At 60.0% G+C, this 20,117-nt stretch carries 16 protein-coding genes and 1 pseudogene; 10 read left to right on the top strand and 7 right to left on the bottom strand.

Features of this window, described 5'->3' with window-relative positions; genetic code table 11:
* The first annotated feature begins 127 nt into the window (after nt 1–127).
* Nucleotides 128–1,294, top strand: coding sequence for an ABC transporter substrate-binding protein (locus UP10_RS41215; protein WP_044592923.1), 1,167 nt, complete (start codon nt 128–130; stop codon nt 1,292–1,294).
* On the top strand, nt 1,291–2,547 hold the full coding sequence (locus UP10_RS41210) for a flavin-dependent oxidoreductase (RefSeq protein WP_245322209.1): 1,257 nt from the start codon (nt 1,291–1,293) through the stop codon (nt 2,545–2,547). Before UP10_RS41215 ends, UP10_RS41210 begins: the two co-directional genes overlap by 4 nt.
* 110 nt (nt 2,548–2,657) lie before the next feature.
* Here the strand turns inward: UP10_RS41210 and UP10_RS41205 are convergent, their stop codons facing one another.
* From UP10_RS41205 to UP10_RS41195, 3 genes are all read right to left on the bottom strand, one after another.
* Entirely contained in the window at nt 2,658–3,065 is a 408-nt protein-coding gene (locus tag UP10_RS41205; RefSeq protein ID WP_197087026.1) for a cupin domain-containing protein, read from the bottom strand.
* Between the two features lie 520 nt (nt 3,066–3,585).
* Nucleotides 3,586–4,161 carry a dioxygenase family protein gene (locus UP10_RS41200; protein WP_044592855.1) on the bottom strand — a complete coding sequence of 192 codons (576 nt, stop codon included), beginning with the start codon at nt 4,159–4,161 and terminating at the stop codon, nt 3,586–3,588.
* 8 nt (nt 4,162–4,169) lie between these two features.
* Nucleotides 4,170–5,048, bottom strand: a complete 879-nt coding sequence (locus tag UP10_RS41195) for a tripartite tricarboxylate transporter substrate-binding protein (protein ID WP_245322208.1) — start codon at nt 5,046–5,048, stop codon at nt 4,170–4,172.
* A 224-nt stretch (nt 5,049–5,272) separates the two neighbouring features.
* On the opposite strand from UP10_RS41195, the gene UP10_RS41190 reads away from it, so the two are divergent.
* Entirely contained in the window at nt 5,273–6,211 is a 939-nt protein-coding gene (locus tag UP10_RS41190) for a LysR family transcriptional regulator (RefSeq protein ID WP_044592853.1), read from the top strand.
* A 340-nt stretch (nt 6,212–6,551) separates the two neighbouring features.
* On the opposite strand, the gene UP10_RS41185 is transcribed toward UP10_RS41190, so the two are convergent.
* On the bottom strand, nt 6,552–9,284 hold the full coding sequence (locus UP10_RS41185; RefSeq protein WP_044592852.1) for an ATP-binding protein: 2,733 nt from the start codon (nt 9,282–9,284) through the stop codon (nt 6,552–6,554).
* A gap of 812 nt (nt 9,285–10,096) precedes the next feature.
* The gene (locus UP10_RS41180) at nt 10,097–10,372 is read right to left on the bottom strand and encodes an IclR family transcriptional regulator domain-containing protein (protein WP_082077557.1); all 276 of its coding nucleotides are present in this window, start codon (nt 10,370–10,372) and stop codon (nt 10,097–10,099) included.
* A gap of 518 nt (nt 10,373–10,890) precedes the next feature.
* Between UP10_RS41180 and UP10_RS41175 the strand changes: the two genes are divergently transcribed.
* Complete coding sequence (locus UP10_RS41175; protein WP_050044068.1) at nt 10,891–12,306, top strand: M20/M25/M40 family metallo-hydrolase; 1,416 nt, start codon at nt 10,891–10,893, stop codon at nt 12,304–12,306.
* A 339-nt stretch (nt 12,307–12,645) separates the two neighbouring features.
* On the opposite strand, the gene UP10_RS41170 is transcribed toward UP10_RS41175, so the two are convergent.
* Both UP10_RS41170 and UP10_RS41165 read right to left on the bottom strand, forming a co-directional pair.
* On the bottom strand, nt 12,646–13,617 hold the full coding sequence (locus UP10_RS41170) for a zinc-dependent alcohol dehydrogenase family protein (protein ID WP_044592850.1): 972 nt from the start codon (nt 13,615–13,617) through the stop codon (nt 12,646–12,648).
* Between the two features lie 155 nt (nt 13,618–13,772).
* The gene (locus tag UP10_RS41165) at nt 13,773–14,357 is read right to left on the bottom strand and encodes a TetR/AcrR family transcriptional regulator (RefSeq protein ID WP_044592849.1); all 585 of its coding nucleotides are present in this window, start codon (nt 14,355–14,357) and stop codon (nt 13,773–13,775) included.
* Nucleotides 14,358–14,951: 594 nt separating this feature from the next.
* Here UP10_RS41165 and UP10_RS41160 point away from each other — a divergent pair.
* From UP10_RS41160 to UP10_RS41135, 6 genes and pseudogenes are all read left to right on the top strand, one after another.
* Nucleotides 14,952–15,152, top strand: a pseudogene (locus UP10_RS41160) (carotenoid oxygenase family protein); the annotation flags it as partial.
* A 544-nt stretch (nt 15,153–15,696) separates the two neighbouring features.
* Nucleotides 15,697–16,680: an ABC transporter substrate-binding protein gene (locus UP10_RS41155; RefSeq protein WP_063775438.1), complete on the top strand. Its 984-nt coding sequence runs from the start codon at nt 15,697–15,699 to the stop codon at nt 16,678–16,680.
* A 35-nt stretch (nt 16,681–16,715) separates the two neighbouring features.
* Nucleotides 16,716–17,645 carry an ABC transporter permease gene (locus tag UP10_RS41150; RefSeq protein ID WP_044592847.1) on the top strand — a complete coding sequence of 310 codons (930 nt, stop codon included), beginning with the start codon at nt 16,716–16,718 and terminating at the stop codon, nt 17,643–17,645.
* The gene (locus UP10_RS41145) at nt 17,642–18,427 is read left to right on the top strand and encodes an ABC transporter ATP-binding protein (RefSeq protein WP_044592846.1); all 786 of its coding nucleotides are present in this window, start codon (nt 17,642–17,644) and stop codon (nt 18,425–18,427) included. Before UP10_RS41150 ends, UP10_RS41145 begins: the two co-directional genes overlap by 4 nt.
* 37 nt (nt 18,428–18,464) lie before the next feature.
* Nucleotides 18,465–19,163: a DJ-1/PfpI family protein gene (locus UP10_RS41140; RefSeq protein WP_044592845.1), complete on the top strand. Its 699-nt coding sequence runs from the start codon at nt 18,465–18,467 to the stop codon at nt 19,161–19,163.
* A 51-nt stretch (nt 19,164–19,214) separates the two neighbouring features.
* Nucleotides 19,215–20,033: a creatininase family protein gene (locus UP10_RS41135; RefSeq protein WP_197087025.1), complete on the top strand. Its 819-nt coding sequence runs from the start codon at nt 19,215–19,217 to the stop codon at nt 20,031–20,033.
* The last annotated feature ends 84 nt before the right edge of the window (nt 20,034–20,117 follow it).

Raw genomic sequence — 20,117 nt, 5'->3', positions numbered from 1 at the left:
CCCTTAGTCTCTAGGCTACAGGGATGTCCAAAAATCAGACTTCCAAGCTACAGCCGAGAGAGGCAGGATTGCAACTTGCGATCGGCGGATTCCCAAAGTCCGAGCCGACGCTATGGAGGGCACAGCGATGCGTAGAAAATGTTTTCTCGGAGCTGCCGTTGTCGCCATTTCAATCGCCACCGGGGCCAGCGCCTCCGGGCAGGGCACCGTCAAGGTCGGCATGGTGATGCCCTTGACCGGCCCGCTCGCGGCGGCAGGCCAGCAGGTGATCGCGGGCGCCCGCCTTTACATCAAACAGCACGGCGATCGGGTGGCCGGCAAGCAGATCGAGCTGATCGTGAGGGACGATGCCTCCTCTGGCGAGACCGGCAAGCGCCTGATCCAGGAGCTCGTCGTGAACGACAAGGTCGATGTCATCGGCGGCGGTCTAACGGCCGATCTCATACCAAGCGCTCCATTGCTGACCGAAGCCCAGAAGCCGACCGTAATCATGTTGTCGAGCACGACTGCGGTCGTCGAGAAATCCCCATTCTTCGTGCGGACAAGCTGCACGCTGGCGCAATCATCGGCCATCATGGCGGATTGGGCGATGAAGAAACGGCTGAGCAAGGCCGTCACGCTGGTAACCGAATTCGCGCCTGGCCTAGAGGCGGAAGAGACCTTCACCGACAATTACAAGGCCGCCGGCGGCCAGGTAGTCGAAGCGATCCGCGTGCCGTTGCGCGGCCCCGACTTTGCGCCATTTCTGCAGCGCGTCAAGGACGCGTCCCCGCAGGCCCTGTTCGTGTTCATCCCTTCCACACAGGCCGCGGTTTTCGCCAGGCAATTTGTCGAGCGCGGGCTCGACAAGGCCGGCATCACGCTGATCGGGCCGGGCGACCTCTCCGATGACGAAGCCTTGCAGAACATGGGCGACGCGATGCTGAGCACGGTCACGGCGCATTTCTACTCGGCCTCGCATGCCTCCGCCCTGAACAAGGCGTTCACCGAAGCTTATCAGCAGGAGACCAAAGCCCGCGCGAATTTCATGGCGGTCTCCGGATATGACGGCATGCATCTCATCTATGAAGCGCTGAAGAAGACCGGCGGCTCGGCCGACGGCAAGACGCTGGTCGCCGCTATGAAGGGCATGAGCTGGGAGAGCCCGCGCGGTCCGATGTCGATCGATCGCGACAGCGGAGATGTCGTGCACAACATCTACATCCGCAAGGTCGAGAAGGCCGATGGCGAGCTGCGCAATATCGAGTTCGAGACCTTCGGGAACGTCCGTGATCCCCGCGTGGCGGCGAAATGAAGCATCTGCAAGTCATTGTCGCCGGTGGCGGCGTCGGCGGGCTGAGCCTTGCACTCAGCCTGCATCAGGCTGGAATAGCGGTGCGGGTCTATGAGGCGGTGCGCGATCCTTCTCCGCTCGGTGTGGGCATTAACCTGCAACCGACCGCGGTCCGCGAGCTGACCGAGCTTGGACTTGGCGACGTACTTTCGGTGTCGGGCATGGCTACGCAGCGCCTCAACCTCTGCAACAAGTTCGGACAGCTCATCCACGGCGAGCCAAGGGGAATCGCCGCTGGATACCGGTGGCCGCAGGTTTCAATCCACCGCGGACAATTGCAGGTCCTCCTGATTCACGCCGTCCGCGACCGCATTGGAGCTGAAAACTTCCGAAGCGGGTTGAGGTTTGCGGGCTTCGAGCAACGCGGCGACAAGGTCGTGGTTCGCTTCGTTGATCGAGATTCCAGGTCCGAATTGACCGACGAGGCCGATATTCTCGTTGGGGCCGACGGCATCCATTCCGCCGTGCGCCATCAACTTTATCCGACTGAAGGCGAGCCGCGCTTCGCGCAGCAGATCCTGTGGCGTGCGGCGATCGAAGCCGATCCTTTCCTCGATGGCCAAACCATGGTGATTGCAGGTCACTTTCATCAACGCATCATCGTCTATCCTATCGGTAAGGCCGCGAGCGGCAAATTGCTGACCAACTGGATCTGCCAGATGACGGTGCCGGATCAGGCGCCGTCGCGGGAGGATTGGAACCGGCAGGTCGAAAAGAAAAAGGTCCTTTCCGCTTTCGGCGGTTGGCGATTTTCCTGGCTCGACTTGCCAGCGCTGATCGAACGATCGTCCAACATCTATGAATTCCCGCTGGTCGATCGCGATCCGGTCTCGGCTTGGACGTTCGGCCGCGTAACACTGCTGGGCGATGCGGCACATCCGATGCAGCCGATCGGCGGCCAGGCCGGCTCGCAGGCCATCCTAGATGCCCGAGCCCTCACGCGTGCATTGATCGAAACCAGCGATCCCGCCGCTGCGCTCGCCCGTTACGACGCCGACCGCAGGCCTATGATGAACGACATCATCCTGCGAAATCGGAATCTCGGACCCGAGGCCGCGATGCAACTCGCCGAAGAGCGAGCGCCGAACGGATTCGCCCGGGTCGAAGACGTGATTTCGCAAGATGAACTGGATGTCATCGCGAAGTCCTTTGCGGCCGCCGCAGGCCTCGACGTCGAAACGGTTAATCATAGGCCATCGTATCTGTCTCCTTAGGTAAGAAGTTTCTACGGCTGGAATTGGCGCAAAGCGGGCCTTCGACGAAGCGCAGGGGGCGGGAAAGTGCCCCAATCGGGTTACCGGCAGGCCTTGCACGTGCGCAACCCTCAAGTCGTCGGCGAGGGCACGTTGAGGCCGACGGCCGCATTGTCCGCAGGTGAGCCATTCCAGTATCCAAACTCATTCGACACTTTCAGGAAATGTTGCAGCCGCTCGGACGTGACCGGCTCCGGCGCTCCGGTTCCAGCTAACACAACGCCAATACGGGCGAAGAAACGGCCCATCCTGACAGTACTGATGACGAGCGAGACCGCGGGTTCGCGCGCAAGGTCACGAAAGCCGTGCCTGGCGCCGCCCGGCACATAGAAGACGCTCCCAGGACGAATTGGCAACCAGCGGGATCCGCTCGCCGACTGGGACAGGCCTTCGAGTGTGCCCGACTCCTGGACGAAGATCTCTGGATCGGCGTGACTGTGCAGCGGCACGATGCCGCCCGGCGCGATCGTACCGCGCATGATACACGGGTCATGCGCTTCCCCCGCAAGACTCGTCAGCAGCTCAATCACCGGGCCGAAGACGTCGAGTCTCCCCCCAACTGTCGATTCGACAAGATACGCAGCCCCTACTCTTCTGCACATCGCGCACCAGGGTGTAGCCCCAAGGGAGCTCCTATTTGGCATACACGGCCCCCACTGGCTAGATTCCGTACGCTTCGAGCCAGCACTGATCAGAGCTATCCCGATGTCATTCTCGACCGCCTCACTTGCTCATCAATTTGGAAGGTGGTCAGTCGGGGACCAGTCTACGGTGAGGAGGCTGACTGTCCGTCGGCATCCAGAACTTCGCGTTGGCGGGCAAAAAGACAGTCATCGGTCGGCGCCATTTTCACATCTGCTGGAATGCCTGCAGCGCGAATGTCAAACGAATGCTTGGAAAGGACCAAAGCGCGACCTCGAGGGGAGACTGCTCTTGGCGCGAAGCGGCCAGTCGCAACATTGGCTACCGACAAGCTTCTGTCTTGCCGACAGAAAACGTCTATCCCCGCGCAAGAACAATGTCGAAATTCAGCACGCGGCCGAATCCAGCTTCCGATGGAACCGGCGTTGCGATCAGCAAGTCCGGACGTAGCGCGGCGTTGAGCAGCCGGTCGCACGCATTGAGCGGCTCGTCGGGAAAATACATCTGGGTGATAAGCCTTTCGAACCGGCCGTGAACCTCGAAATGAACGTGCGGCGGCCGGATCCAGTCCGGACCTGCGGGATAGGCTCCGGGCTTCACTGTCTTGATCCGATAGACGCCGTCATCGTCGGATCGAATGCCGACACAACCGACGAAATGTGGGTCGAGCGGCGCGGGGTTGGAGTCGTTGACGTGAACGTAGCGGCCAAAGCTGTTGGCCTGCCAGATCGTGACGGGTACGGCGCGTACAGGTTCGCCGGCGAGATTGAGGATCCTCCCGGTCACTTCGATGATCTCTCCCTGCGCCAACCCATCGATCCCGTTGACCGAAGTCAGATCGAACTGCAGGACCGGCGCATGCCCTGTTGGGAAATAGGGTCCGAGAATCTGGTCCGGCGTCCGGTGCCGGCGCGTTCCATTTGAATTGCCCATGACTCGCTTCAATCCTCGGGCGTGAAGCCGGAGGCCCGCACGATCGGTCCCCAGCGGTCGAAGTCGGATTTGACCAGTTGCGCAAATTCCTTCGGCGTTTCAGCGACGGGGTCGACGGCAAGCTTGGCTAGGGCAGCTTTGAACGCGTCGGTGTTGACCAACGCGCGGATCGCGCCATTAAGGCGGGTTACCGTTTCAGCTGGTGTATTGGCCGGAACAAAGACGCCAAACCATTCATTGGTTTCCAACGCAGGATATCCGGCCTCCCGAACGGTAGGCACATCGGCGAGCTGCGGGGATCGTTGCGCACCGGTTGTCGCCAGCGCGCGGATGGCGCCGGATTCCACGTGCGGCAACGCCGTGCCGATCGGATAGATCGTTGCGGCAATCCGACCGCCGATCAGGTCCTGGATGCCGCCCGGACCGCCATAAGGCAGATGGACGAACTCGAACCGGCCGGCCTTGGCCAGGCTCATCCCGGTGAAATGCAGCATCGATCCCGCCGCCGCCGTGCCGTAGGTCGCCTGTTTGGGATTGGCCGCGCACCATTTCACGAAGTCGGCCAGTGTCCGGACATCGGCAGGCACCAACGGGCCTACCGTGATCAGAAATGGAAACGAGCAAACAGTGGTGACGGGAGCGAAGTCCTTGAACGCGTCATAGCGAAGCGACTTGTAGACGTGGGGGAATACCGCGACGCAGGAGGCGGGCGTCAGAATCATTGCGGTGCCGTCGGCCGGGCTGTTTTTCAGCGCGCCGAGCGCCAGACGCCCGCCGGCGCCAGGACGATTGTCTACGATGAATGAAGGTGCGTAATCCTTCATTCCCTCAACCAGCATTCGGGCGACTACGTCAATCGCGCCGCCGGCGCCGAAGCCCACCAGCATGCGTGAAACGGCCTCGGCTGTGGCAGTGCGGATCGCGTCCGGGAAAATGGCGGCGAGGCCACCGGTGCACGCCAGCGATAACAGGCTTCGTTTTGTGATCATGGCATCGCCCTTACTTCCGGTCCGGGTGAATTATCGAACCGCGGACACTCTGGTCGGCCCAAGCATTATCTGGTAGACCGAAAATTGCGGTATCCCTGTAACCCCCAGGTTAATGCTAGAAAATGGACTGGTCAGATCGAATCGGCCGCCAATTGAAGTTGCGTGACCTTCATATCCTGATGAAGGTTGCCGACACCGGCAGCATGGCGAAGGCGGCGGCCAGGCTGAGGATTTCCCATCCCGCAGTCTCGAAAGCGATATCCGAAATCGAAGGCACCCTCGGGGTGCGCCTGTTCGACCGTAATTCGCAAGGCGTCGAACTCACCGCCCATGGCGAAGTGCTGCTTCGCTGCGGCATCAACGTCTTCGACGAAATGCAGCAGGGCCTTCGCTCGCTCGAACATCTGTCCGATCCGAACACAGGCGAGGTGAGGGTGGGGTGCACCGACATCATTCTACACAGTCTGGTGCCGCCAATCGTACGAAAATTTTCGGGGAAGTATCCCGGTGTCGAGCTTGACGTGAAGCTGACGAATCCGGGTGACCATCAGATCCAGGAATTGCGTGAACGCAAGATCGATCTGCTGATGACGAGGGCCACGAGACAGCAGGACGATTTCCACTCCGAAGTCTTGTTCGATGAACCCTTTGTCTTTGTCGTAGGCGCCCACAGCGAACTGGCGCGAAAGCGCCGACTTACCTTGACGGACATCATCAAGGGCAATTGGGTCTTGCCACCCTATGACGGCGCGCCAGGCGCCCTCGTCAGCGAGGTATTTCGAGCCAATGGTTTTGCACCACCGAAGCCGCTGGTCAAAACCATAGCGATTCAGCTCACGGTGTCGCTCATAGCGAGTGGAGAATTTGTGGGAATTCTCCCGACATCCGTCGCGACATTAGGCGTGCACCAGGCCGCTTTGAGGGTTTTGCCGCTAAAATCCCCGGGCCCGCGAATTTCGGCCGAGATCGTGTTCCTGAGGAACCGAACGCTCAGCCCTGCGGTCCAATCCTTCTTAAACTGCGCGCGTGAAGTCGCGAAATCGCTGGTTCACATATCTTGATCAATCGAATGGTCTCGCATCGATCGGAGTGAGAGGCCGCTTCTGGCGCGGAGCGGCCGTTTACGGGCATGTCCGTTCCTGGGTGAGGAGCGGACATGCCACACCGGCGGGCTAAGGTGGCCTTTTGATTCCAAGCGGAAGTCGCAGCCCTGGCGATCGCACTATGCCCGATTGGACAACATCGGCACGGTGCTTTGCGCGCTGCGCGATCGTCGACGACAATCTCTATTGCTCTCCGTCTACGACGGCGATTGCACGAGATACATCCGCGACTTTGTCGTCACGATTCAACGTCGTAGTGACACTTGTCGAAGGGAGAGATGCCGTGATTCCGTCTTATTCAGCCGGTGCCAATGCCTCGCCAAGCGTCAATGATGTACCTTCGGGTCTCCGCGAGATTAAACCGCGACCCGCGGGCCGCCGCCAACTCGAATACACCGTCACCCAGCCTGGCCCTGCCTTTCTCGACGGCGTCCCGAGCTACTTTATCAAGTTTTAGCGGCGAAACCTTGAGCGCTCCGGCCAGCACAGCAAGGTGTTCATCGGCTTCGAGCTGAACGAGCGGTAAAATCAGGGAGCGTATTGTAAGCCAGTTGTAGAATGCTGCCCCGTGGCTCGGAAGATCAATCAGGGTGCGCATATGAATAGCCAAAGCTTCGATCGGCGCAGCCTGCGCGGCTTGTAGATCAGCGATCAGTTGTTTGACGCGACGGGCCCCCAAATGGTTGCCTGCCATATTCGCCCATTCGACTGAGGTTTGGTACTCATCGATCGCTTTGCTTGTGTCCTGCGCGATACCGCCGCGTGCGTAATGAACGTACCCCATCAAAGTGGGCTGCATGGCCTTCTGCCCGGTCTGGGCGGCTTCCTCGACAAGTTCTCGGGCGCCATCCAGATCTCCCATCCGCACCTTGACGAAGGCGGCCATGCATAGGGACATCACCTCGCAGGCAGTGTTTCCCGCGCTTCGTGCTTGCTTCACCGCCGTCACGTGATGCTCGATGCAGGCGGCCGCGTCCCCGGACCATTGCGCCATCTGGCCGGCGACGTGGGAAAGCCAGCCTTGGCTCGATCGGGAGCCGACGGCTTCAGCCCTAAGACCCCGTTCCAATAAAGCAGTAGCTTTCTGCTGATCACCTTCATCGTGGAAGGCGTGGCCGGCGGCCCCGGCGAAGAACATAGGGGCCTGATCGAGCTCATCAGCTCCCGGCCTTGCTATGATCCGTTCGTACCAATTGCCCGTCTCTGTCCCTCGATGTGAGTAGTTGAACAGGAAGAGAGGAGCCGCCAGGTCCGCTGCCAGTTTCAGATCGCGCGTGATCGCCCGCTCGAAGGCTGCACGTAGATTGGACAGCTCATCGTAAATCGCGTTAGCCGCCTTGGCTTCGTTGACGCCCGCAATCTGCTGGCCGAGCTGCCCGCATCGGGTCGCATAGACTTCACCATGCCGGGTTTCCACCGTCTGAAGCAAACTGGTGTGGTCGAGCATTTCGCGTGCAAAGGCCTGGACGGTGTGCAGCATTCTTAGGAGGTGACGGCCGCCGACGTCCCGGGACAGCAGCGATGTTTCGACCAATTCGTCGAGCCCCCTGAGTACGTCGGATTCGTTGGGCATGTCCCCGGCACAGACCGCGAGGGCCTGTTCTTCGTGGAAGGAGCCGGAGAATACGGATAGCCGCTGCAGGACCTGGCGGCTGTTCGGATCGAGAAGGTCGTATGACCATTCCAGCGCCTGCCGAAGCGTTTGATGGCGGCCGGCTCGGCGCCGGAAAATGCTGGATTGCAGATCGAGCGGTTTTGTTACCCCGCTTTCGATGCTCTCTAGCGTATGTCGGCGCAGCTGAGCAGCTGCAATCTCGATGGCGAGCGGAATGCAATCGAGATTTGTACAAATCCTCTCGATGATGGCAAGCTGATCTGATGTTGGTTGAAACCGTCGATTAGCTAGTCGGGCTCGCTCCACGAGCAGACGAACTGCCGCGGGATGCCCAGACCCATCATGCGAATGGGAATCCAGCGAGGAGACCTCGTAGACGGCCTCGCCCTCCACCTCAAGCGCGCGCCGGCTGGTATTGATCAGGAACAACTCGCCGCAGGTCGAACCGAGTTCGGTGACTGCATCCGCAACCGTATCGAGCACGTGCTCACAGTTGTCCATGAGCAGGATCGCACGAGCGTGGTGCAGACGTTCGAGGACCTGGATTCGCGGCTCGGCGCCGGGCACGGGCAGAATCAGCAGGGCCTCAGCAATGGCCGGCCACACCGCACTGTCCCGCTCCAGTGCTGAGAGATCAACAAGCCATGCGCCGTCAGGGAAGGTGGCTTCGATAGATCGGGTGTATTCTATAGCAAGCCTCGTTTTGCCGATTCCGCCGAGACCGACAAGGGTCAGCAACCTCGACTCAAGCGCCATTTCGGCAAGTTCGCCCAACTCCCGCTCGCGGCCAAGGAACGAGCTCAGATTTGCAGGCAGATTGCCGCTAGCCGTTTCCCGCTTTCCCCCGATCGGCGGGAACGCATTAGGCAGATCCGATGCACTCACCTGATGGACGCGGATCGGTTCGATACCTTTGAAATGGTGTTCGCCGAGGTCGGACAGTTGTAATGGTGCCTTCAAGAGGTCGGTCGTCAGCCGCTGCACCGTGACAGCCGAGAGCAGGATTTGATCGGCATTAGCCGCGCTCTGCAATCGCGTCGCCGTTGGCAAAGCAGGGCCAAAGAAGTCGTGATTCCCCCGCGCGCGCGTCAAGCCCGTGTGGATGCCAAATCGTATCTGAAGCCGTCCAGTGGGACCCCAGGCGATGCGGCGCATCTCACGCTGTGCTTCGATCGCGGCCATCACTGCGTCCAACGGTCGGTCGAAAATCGCCAGCACACCGTCGCCAGTGCTTCTAAAGGGGTCGCCAGAATGGTGGCGGATGGCCGCGTGAAGGATCTGGTCGTGCAGATCCATGGCGCCCATCATGTCGTTGGGGTAGCGGCGCAGGAGAGCGGTGCTGCCGACCACATCGGTCGTGAGAATCGTTCTTTCCCGGCTGTCCGCCGACGATTCCAACGATTCGGTCCCCGTCATTGGTCGGTACTTAACCACGAGAATAGGCTTGCTCTTTCCTGGCACTAGGCAAGGGCCACCGACAGGCACGCGCCCAGTCAAAGTTCGTAGGTTCGAATTCAGAAAACGACTGGCTCGCAAACTTGGCAATTCGCGGCCAATGGTCTCAAAAGTCTAGAAGCACGACGGCCAAAATAGTATTACTCGAGATCGCATTTTTTCACAATGTTCCGACCGATTTCCTGTTGGTGCCGCCGCGCTTCCAGCGGCCAGTTCTCGATTGCCGCTGGGGGGGGACGGGGTTGAGGCTCGGTAGCCTGCTAAGGTGCAAAACCGGAGCGAGATTGCGGTTCCGTTCTTTCCCAAGAGTGGTTTGGTTCAGGACTTGGCGTCGCGCACATTGGATATCTCATCCCTTTAGCGGCAAACCCGTCGACGTAATCTCCCGATGAAATAGCGCTTAAAGATTTGAATCCGGTCGAACACGGCGGATGTCAGGGGCGCAAATTGATCCACGGGACCTGATAATGAAATCTCACCGACATCATAAGTGCAGAACATAGTCCGGCCCTCAGGAATGACCGCGATTGGCGCAAAGCGGGTGTCGCAGAATGAGCGGTTATGGAACGACCGCTCATGGTGCCAAAAAAGCAACCTCGCCGTACGACCTTTCCTAATGCCGAGCAGACGTTCACTGGCCGCCAATCAGGCGACCTTTTCGCGCGCCTTGTTCGCTACGGACCACCGACGCTCGATTTCCTTCACTGCTACCGTCATGCTAGATAGATACTTTCGGGCGGCGATCTCTGGCGTCATCGACGACGAGAAGAAAATCAGATTCTGGCTGCCGAGAACGGGCCGCCGCCCGGGATAGCCGACGCAATGGCGCTGATGCCGGCTTCGGCTCCCCCGACAGACGATGCGTAACCGTCCTTCTTCGTTTGCAAGAGGATATCTTCGATAAAGCGGCGATCCTTCGCCAGGCCGGCATCTTCCTCGACAAGCGAAGCGGTCAGATCAAGCATCTCGCGGCGCAACGCTGGTGGTGAGGCGGTTAGGATGGCCTTCCCAAGTGCGCTGCGTACCAGAGACCTCCTGCGGCCCACCATGGACCGATGAACCGAGAATGGACTGAAAGAGTGGGTGCTCTCGCGGATTAGACCGAGCCGAGTTCGAAGACCCCGAAGTCGCTCGGCCAGGACACGTCATCCAGCAGACTGAACATCGGCGGTAGCGCAGCCTGACTCGACAGGTTGCCCGGCAGCATAGGTTGATTTGCGGTCGTTCCGCGTTGATTGCTGTTAGTGCGAATAGAGCAGCAAACGCGAAGCGATCTAAGGGCAGCGCTGCAAAAGATTGCCGCAGCGTTGGGGGGCATTCATGGATTCGGCGTCGACGGCTGGACTTGACCGCAACCACTGGAGCAACGCCGACCCAATCCGGTGGGTGGAATTTGGACATGTCTGCTCCTGGGCCACCGAACGGAAGTGTCGATCATGCCGCAAGATGTCAGCCTTGAGGAGAAGAACAAACGGACGGAACTGCTAATGATCCAAACCGGATCTTGACTATCGCGTTTTGTGCGGAGCAATTTAGATCTTAATAAATAGGCGAAGGAGCAATTTCGATGGGCAAGATCTTGCGCATTCTCGTCGTGGCGGTCGCCGTCGCGGCAAGCGCTGGAGCAACGATGAGAGCCACAGACGCGCTGCCTTCGGAACCGTTGGCCGCCACCGCATCGAACCTCGGACAGAAGGCGCTCAATGATCCCGCCGCCTTCGATTTCGTGGAATCGCTGACCACCGAGATCGGGCCGCGTCTGGCCGGCACCGAAGCCCATCGGCGGGCGGTGGCATGGGCCGAGGCCAGGCTGAAAGCCGCGGGCTTCGAGAACGTGCACTCCGAGCCATTTAGCTTCCCCGCCTGGATCCGCGGCGCCGAGAGCGCTGACATCGTCGGTTCAGCGCCGCAGCATCTCGCTGTGACCGCATTGGGTGGCTCGGTCGCGACGGATGCGAACGGCATCGAGGCCGAGATCGCGCTGTTCCGGACCTATGACGATCTGCTTGCGGCTGCTCCGGGATCGCTCAGTGGCAAAATCGCCGTGGTGACACAACGCATGGTGCGGGCGCAGGACGGCAGCGGCTACGGCGCCGCTAACCCGATCCGGCGTTACGGTGCTTCCGAAGCCGCAAGGCGCGGCGCCGTCGCCTATCTGCTGCGCTCGCTTGGCACAGGCAGCCATCGTCTGCCCCATACCGGGGCCCTCAATTACGAGGACGGCGCGCCGCGGATTCCGGCAGCGGCGCTTGCGATTCCCGACGCCGATCAACTCGAGCGGTTGGCGGCGCTTGGTCCGGTACGGATTCGACTTCTGCTGACAACGACGATTCAAGAGAACGCGCCGTCCTGGAACGTCGTCGGCGAGGTCGGGGGTACCGAGCATCCGGATGAGGTCGTTCTGATCGGTGGACATCTCGATTCCTGGGATCTCGGCACGGGCGCCACCGATGACGGCGCCGGCGTCGCCATCGCCTTCGGCGCTGCCCGGTTGATCGCCGGCCTGCCGCAGCGACCCAGCCGCACGATCCGTGTCGTCTTGTTCGGCGCCGAGGAGCTGAATTTCAGCGGCGCCGCCTATGCCCGGGCTCACGAAGGGGAAATCGGTAAGATCGTGGTGGCCGCCGAAGCAGATTTCGGGGCGCGGAATGTCTATTCCGTTCAGCTTCCAGGCGCCGCCGCCGACAGTGATTTTGGCCGCACGCTAGCGCGGATCATTGCGCCACTCGGCGCTAACGTCGATCGCCGGCCGGCCCTCGGCGGTGGGGACGACATCCGTGAACTACAGAAAGCCGGGGTGCCGGCGGTATCACTGCGCCAAGACGGACTCGATTATTTTGACACTCATCACACCGCGGACGACACGCTCGACAAGATCGATCCAAAGCAGCTCGACCAGGCGGTCGCAGTGTGGTCGGCCTTCATCTATCTTGCCGCGGCAACGGACGTTGATTTCAGGAGCCTTGCACTAAGGGCAAAATAGCCCGCGCTGCGAGCGTGCATTGAATGACTACGCGCCGCCTCGCAGCAATTCTCGCCGCCGTTGTGGCTTTATTCTAGCCTTGTCCGTGCGCACACGTCGAGGCGTTGGTGCAACCGTAAGCATCCGGTGAGGACCGCGTAGCGGTCACTCAGGCCGCGTGATCGACGCGCTTGTTTTGGTCACGCCAGTTCCAGGGCAGAAGCTCATCCAGCCTGTGGACAGGGTGGTCGTTGATCCAGGCGAGAACGTCGGCAACGCCATTCACGATCACCGTGCTGGCGAGCGGTGGGTTACGCCTCCGCCCTACGTTTTTGTGTTTCGATGTTTGCGCCTTGCGCGTCACGGCGTCAGCAGCACTTTGCCCTGTCCTGCGATCGCCGTTTCGATCGCCTTTGTCACCTGTTCGAACGGGAACGTTGCGGCGATCGGGGTGGCGATGGAGCCGGAGGCCACCATCGGCACCAGGCGGTCGTACATCTCGGCGACCATCTTCGGCGTGGCTTTCTGCAACCAGGTCACCAGCCAGAATCCGCGAATCGTGATGTCTTTGAAAATCAGCGGTTGCGGCGGCGCCACCATGGCCTTGCGGGTCATTGCGCCGTAGGAGACCAACGTGCCGCGCTGCGCGAGGCTGCCCAGCAGACCCGTGGTTCCGGTGTCGCCAACCACATCGAGGGCCAGCGTGATCGGTGCGTTACCGGTGGCCTCCGCCACGCGCCTCGGCAGATCCGCTCCGTCGAGCAGCACGATATTCCCGCCGAGCGCCTTGATCTCGTCGACCAGTTCGGCGCGGCGGACCACATTGACGGTCTTCAATCCCAGCGATTTTGCGATCGGGATCACCGCGCGGCCGACGCCGGAGTTGGCACCGTTCTGAATTACCCACTGGCCCGGCTGCGGCGCCACGAAATCGGTCAACAGCAGGTAGGCGGTCGCCGGATTGACGCCAAGCATCGCGAATTGCTTGATGTCGCCGGCGGGCAACGGGCGCAACCAGGTGGCGTCGACCTTGATGCGTTCGGCCCAGGTCGGCGATCCGAACGGAACGATGGAGTGGTCGCCCTCCTTGAGATGTTTAACGTTCGAGCCGACCGCCACCACGCGGCCGGCGCCCTCTGCTCCGACGATCGACGGCAGCGGCGGACGGTAGCCGTAGTTTCCCGTAAACATGAATAGATCGCTGGGATTGATTGGTGATGCTTCCAGCGCGATCACAACTTCGTTCGGCCCGGGCGCGCCGACGTCCGGCACATCGGCGACTTGCAACACTTCGGTTGGTTTTCCGAACGCGACAATCTGAACGGCTTTCATGGGAATTCTCCGGATTACTGTGGTTGGCGCAGCCGTCATCGTTCTCCTCGGACACCCCCGAACGAAGCCGACTCGTTTCAAAGGTCAGATGACCACGCGTTGCCCGGCTGTTGCCCAAGGTTATATACTATACGGTATATAACAGAATGCTGCTGTCAAGAGGGGGGATCGAGCAACCGCAGCAGTTGTGCGGCCACCGCCTTGGTCTCGGCGGCGGAGGGGGTGTCCCTCGCGAGCACCATCAGTCCGGCATACGCCGCGATCATAGTGCGGGCCGTTGCAGCCGCGTTGAAATCGTCGGGGAATTCGCTCGCACCTTGTGTCAATCGCGCGGCGACCATCGCTTCGAGATCACGATAGAAGCGGATGGCGCTTCCGGTAATCTCGGCGTCGTCGAGCGCGCTATCGGTCAGCGTGTTGATGGAGAAACAGCCCCGGGCGCCGCGGCTGCCCGTGCACAGGGTGATATAGTCGGCGAGCCACGCCGCGATCGCCTCGCGCGCGGTTATCCCCTTCGCCAGCTGCGTTTTGGTGCGCTTGAGCAGAAAGCCGTGATAGCGATCCAGCGCCTTGCGAAACAATGCGTTCTTGTCACCGAACGCCGCATAGAGGCTGGGTTTGGTCAGGCCGCTCACTGCTGTGATGTCATCGAACGATGTGCCGTGAAAGCCCTTGCTCCAGAACAATTGAAGCGCGGCATCAAGCACGGTGTCGGGATCGAAGGTGCGGGGACGGGCCATGGATCCTACATAGCGTGGTTTTGGAAGAAGGGGAGAGGAAAAAAAATCGAGCTGGAAAAGTCTGATGCATTTCCCCACTGTCACGCGCATGCGGGCACGACAACGGAGACAGATGATGCGTTCCGACGCCAGGACTCAGGCCGCGCGAGCGGCCAAGCGCCGTGGCTGCGTGCTGGTGGGCGTCGCTCAAAACCAATCGGTCCATCACGTCGACCTCCGCGCAGGCCGCATCGTGGACCCTCGAGGAGTGCGACATCGTGACGGAATATTTTACGACGTGTGTACGCGGACCAACCTTGGTGGTACGCCAGATAACCCCAATTCTGTTTTGATGTGCCAGCCCCTAGACGCAGGCAATAGCGGGATGCGCCCACCGCTTGCCGACCTTTACATGCGGCATCGCCTACCCTGAAGCTTCTTCGAAGGCCTGTGCGAGAAGGTCTGCCAGCACGAGATGCTCGCGCTCGACGCGATGTGTAAATACTGCCGGTGGCAGCGGCCCAAACCCTAGCCCAGCCCGCCTTCTCATTGTGACGCTGGGTGCCAGGAGCGTGCCTGCCGCACTTGCATATCTCTGCCAGGCGCAGTCAGAGACCGCCGGTATTTGTCGCGCGCGGCAAAGCCGCCGCCGAAGGCGACGGCTGGCTTTTGTCGGTGGTGTGGCGCGCACGGGAAAATCGTAGCGATCTTGCGGTGTTCAACGCCACCGATATCGAAGCGGGTCCGACCGCGCTGGTTGAGCTTGAAAGCCGCGTCCCCGACGGTTTTCACGGCAACTGGGTCGACGCGAATTAAACGAGCTGCGGGATTCGTGCCCCGCAGTTCAGCAGAAAGCGAATTTCGACTCGCCGAAAGCTTGCTGATGCCGTGAACGTCGATCACCAGATGGCCACTGCCATCCCACAGATAGTCAGGATTACCCTGATCGGCTCGCTCGCCGGAGCAGTATATGGCTATTTTTCCACGGGGCGATCGGAGGCGTCGGTTTCTTCGGCGTAGAGCGCGGGATGCTGACCGGTGGCATCATCGCCAGCATTCTCAACTCGCTCGAAGCATTTGTGCCAACCGGTGGCGCTATCTGCCGTGCACCCTTTTTGCTGCATCTCGGTCTGAAGTCGCTGGTTACCTCATCGTGTTCCTGTTCGGTCTCGCCGTGGAGATCCTGCCCAGGATCGAGCGCCCCCGGGTACTGAAGGCGGAATCACGTCACCATCCAGTTTGAATAGATACAACGTGCAAATTTGCCGATTGGCGCCTTCCTGCGCCGAAATCTAGCTGTTCTTTTGATGGTCCTCAACTCAGTAAAGGGAGCCACGCGGCGTGAACGAGGATGTAACTCATGACGAAACACGGCGTTCATCCGAGAACCTCTCGGGTATGTCTGGCATTCGCGATAACGTTATGCGCCAGTCAGTTCAATTTGGCTTGGGCGCAACCGAAGCTGAAGGTTATCGCCTTGACCCAGATCGCCGAAGGGTCCGATCTGGATGATGTTCGACGCGGCATCATCGACACGATCACAAAGGGCGGCTTCGCCGACGCAACAATAAACTATGAAAATGCGCAAGGCGACGTTGGCACGGCAGTCCAGATCGCACAGCGGTTTGTCGGTATGTCTCCCGACATCATCATCGCAATTGGAACGCCGGTTGCGCAAGCTGTCATACGATCGACGAAAACCATTCCGGTGGTGTTTGGCGGAATTGGTGATCCGCTCGCCGCCGGACTTATTGCAAGCCTGGAGCATCCGAATGGAAACGCAACCGGAACCCGTGCCTTCACGCCCGTCGAGCCCCAATTAGACCTCATCGGGAAACTGGTTCCTTCCGCAAAGCGCATCGGCATTCTAAACAATCCAGCTGAGGCCAATTCGCGGTCAATTTCGGACGCTTTCATCAAAGCTGGCGAGGCGCGGGGCTACGCGTTTGTTCACCAGATGGTCACGTCTTCATCCGAGACCTACACGGCGGCCGGCAGCCTTGTCGGTAAAGTGGATGTCATATGGCTTCCGCCGGACTCTACCGTTGCCGCATCGCTGGAATCAGTGGTCAAGATTGCGCTGAGCAACAAGCTGCCGCTGTTCGGCGCCACGTCGGGTGCCGTAAAAAGCGGAGCGATCGGCAGCGTCGGTCTTGACTGGTATCGGATCGGCGTTGACACCGGTCAGGTGGCCATCCGCGTTTTGAACGGGGAAAGGCCGGCCGACATCGCAGTCGCCTCCGCTTCCGTCACGTCCCTGAGTTTGAATCCAAAATCGGCCAGGCTGATGGGGGTTGAATTGCCCGGCGATTTGACGGCCCAGGCAGCCAGAATAACTGAATAGCCGATGCCGGATCGCGCTCTCCTGCCGAGCTTGTCATGAGCTACTTTGCATTCCTCAACATTCTCGAAGCAGGTTTCCTGTTCGGGCTTGTCGCGCTGGGAGTTTATATCAGCTTTCGGATTCTGGCTTTCCCCGATATGACCGTCGACGGAAGCTTTGCGACCGGCGCGGCCGTTGCCGCTGCTCTGGTTTCAAAAAACGGCAATCCATGGCTCGCGACGGCGTTGGCGGTTCTCATCGGGATGGTTTGCGGCTTGATCACGGCGGTGCTCAATCGGCGCTTCGGCATGCTTCATTTGTTGGCGGGCATCCTCACGACAATCGGACTATTCTCGGTCGATCTCAGGATCATGGCGAGTCCGAATATTCCCCTGATGACCAAGGTTACCGTGCTCACGCCGTTCATGAACATGGGGCTTGCCGAGCCGGAAGTACATGTCGTCTTTGCCGGTGTGGTGTGCATCACAGTTGCCATTCTTCTGGCGCTGTTTCTGATGTCTGAATTCGGTCTGGCGATGCGAGCGACTGGCATCAATCCGCGCATGACCCGCGCCAACGGCAGCAGCATCGATATGAACGTTTATGTCGGACTAGCGCTCTCAAACGGCCTGGTGGCACTTGCCGGCGCGCTGTTTGCTCAAGCCGCGGGTTTTGCCGACGTGTCGATGGGTAGCGGGACCATCCTGTTTGGGCTCGCAGCCGTGATCCTTGGCGAGGTTCTGCTACAATCGTCCAGCATCATGCTAGCGCTCCTGGCCTGCATTGCGGGTTCTATTCTTTATAGGTTGGCTGTCGGGCTTGCGTTGAATTCGCAATTCCTCGGCTTCCAGTCTTCCGATCTTCGCCTTGTCACGGCGGCACTTGTCGCAGTCGCATTTGTTGTCTCGGCAAAGCGGGGCAAGTGGTCGTTCCGGCGTCGAAAGAAAGTAGCGACACCTTCCGAAATACCGTCGGTGGTACCATGATTTCGATTGACGATATCGCGGTCACGTTCGGCGCCGGAACTCCAAACGAAACACGCGCTTTGGCTGGCCTTTCGGTCAGCATCGGGGCCGGACAATTCGTCACGGTGATCGGTTCCAACGGATCCGGAAAATCCACGCTGCTCAATGCTATTGCTGGCGAAATTCCGGTCGACCGTGGGGCAATCCTGATCGACGACGTCGATGTTACCCGGTATTCGCCGCACCGCCGTGCGCGCCTGGTTGCGCGCGTCTTCCAGGACCCGATGGCCGGAACCTGTGACTCGCTGACCGTGGCGCATAATATGGCGCTGGCATCGCGACGAACGCGGTCTCGTGGGCTCCGCCCGGCACTTTCTGAAGGGGACACAGCAAGGTTTCATCAAGCGCTGATCCGGCTCGGTCTTGAAAATCGCCTCGGCGATCTGATCGGCATGCTCTCCGGTGGACAGCGGCAAGCGATCAGTCTGGTCATGGCTACGCTCGCGCCTTCGCGGATCATGCTTCTCGACGAGCACACCGCGGCATTGGATCCAAAGGCGAGCGAAAATGTCCTCAGTCTGACCAAGCGTATTGTCGGAGAAACCGGACTCACGACGATGATGGTCACGCATAGCATGCGTGACGCGCTAAGCTACGGCGACCGGCTGATCATGCTTCACCATGGCAGAGTGATATTGGACGCGCACGGAGGCGAAAAGGACCGTCTGACGATCCCCGATGTCCTCGATCTATTTGGCCGAATCAAGGGCGAGGCGGTGGAAGACCGCATGCTACTGAGCTAAGGCTGCGACCAAACCGGCGTTCATACAGGAAGGTGCTATGGGCAAGTTCAAGATCGGTATGTTGATCTTTCCGGATATGACAAATCTCGACTTTGCCGCGCCGCTCGAGGTTTTCGCGCGTATGCCGAACACGGAAGTTCATATCCTTGCGAGGGATCGCTCGGCGGTTAAAACGGACGTTGGAAGCTTCGTTCCGCCTACGATGGCTATTGGCGAGGAGCCCCCACTCAATTTGTTCTTCGTCGGCGGCGGCCCCGGAATCAATGCGCTTCTTGGAGACGAGGAAATATTGCGTTTTGTCGCAGAGAAGGGATTGGAGGCTGACTGGGTTACCTCGGTATGCACCGGGGCACTGGTCCTCGGCGCGGCCGGCCTGTTGCGAGGTTACAAGGCGGCTACGCATTGGACCGCGATGGAAGCATTGCGGCCGTTCGGTGCGGCGCCAACAGACAAGCGCGTCGTGGTGGATCGCAATCGCGTCACGGGCGGCGGTGTGACGGCGGGGATCGATTTTGCCCTGACGATTGTCGCGCTTCTTCATGGCGATGCCGTTGCGCAATCGATGCAGCTGGCGATGGAATATGATCCGGCGCCGCCTTTCCAGTCAGGCTCTCCAAAAGTTGCACCACCCGCGATCGTCGAGAGAGTCCGGGCCGGCGCCGCCGCGCTTACCGCCGACCGCATTGCGATTGCCGAACGCGTTGCCCGAAAAAATGGCTGGCCTCCGGCATCGTGAACCGCTGCCCCCCGAAGTTTGATCTTTAATCAATCAATGTTGGAATTCACGATGGTTAACGCTCTCGATCACTCCGACATGGGCGCCGTGCACGAGGTGTTTTGGTCACGTCTCAAGGCGACGGAATTCCTGCCGGTGCCAAAAGACGCCGTCGTCATTCTCCCGATCGGTTCAACAGAGCAGCACGGGCCGCATCTGCCCGTCGACGTCGACTCGCGGCTCGCTGCCGAGATAGCCGCGCGGACCGCGCAGATAGTCACCAGGCAACAGCCTGTTCTTGTTCTTCCGGCACTATGGGTCTCGCTTGCCGAACATCACATGAAGTTCGGAGGCACATTGACACTCGACTTCGCGACCTTTTCGGCGGTTCTGCGCTGCATCGTGCGCTCGCTTTCACGACACGGTTTCAGCCGCATTATGCTTTTGAACGGGCACGGCGGAAATATCGCGGCCCTTACCATCATCACGGACGAATTATCGCGGGAATTCAATCTGCCGCTGGCGTGTCTCACCTATTGGGATGCCGCGAATCTGGAATTTGCGGCCATTCTCGAGAAACAGCCGAACCTTCGTCACGCTTGCGAAGCAGAAACATCCATGATGATGGTTTTGGCGCCAGCTCTGGTCGACGCTGAAAAGGCGCGAACGGTCGACGCACCTCCGGAGGGTCTCGCTTCGGTCGGAGGCGTCCACAGATGGCGTCCCATGGAAGAATGGACCCGTTCCGGCGTCGTCGGGGTGCCCGCAGTTTCGACGCCGGACAAAGGTGCACGCCTTCTTGATGCGGCCTCCAAAGCCATCGCCAGGCGAATTCTCGATGACAGCATCTGGGAGGCAAGCGCCAAGGCTTCGCCAGTTTGTTCTTGTTGAACACTGCCATTGCCTGCGGATAACAAGGCTTACCGACATTAGGCGTTGAGCGCGAGTTCCCCGGCTCGGTTACTGGTTTCGCTT

It is taken from the genome of Bradyrhizobium sp. LTSPM299, assembly GCF_000938235.1.
Lineage (GTDB): Bacteria > Pseudomonadota > Alphaproteobacteria > Rhizobiales > Xanthobacteraceae > Bradyrhizobium.
Note: the sequence above shows the minus strand (reverse complement) of the source record. Positions and strands in the feature narration are given on the sequence as shown.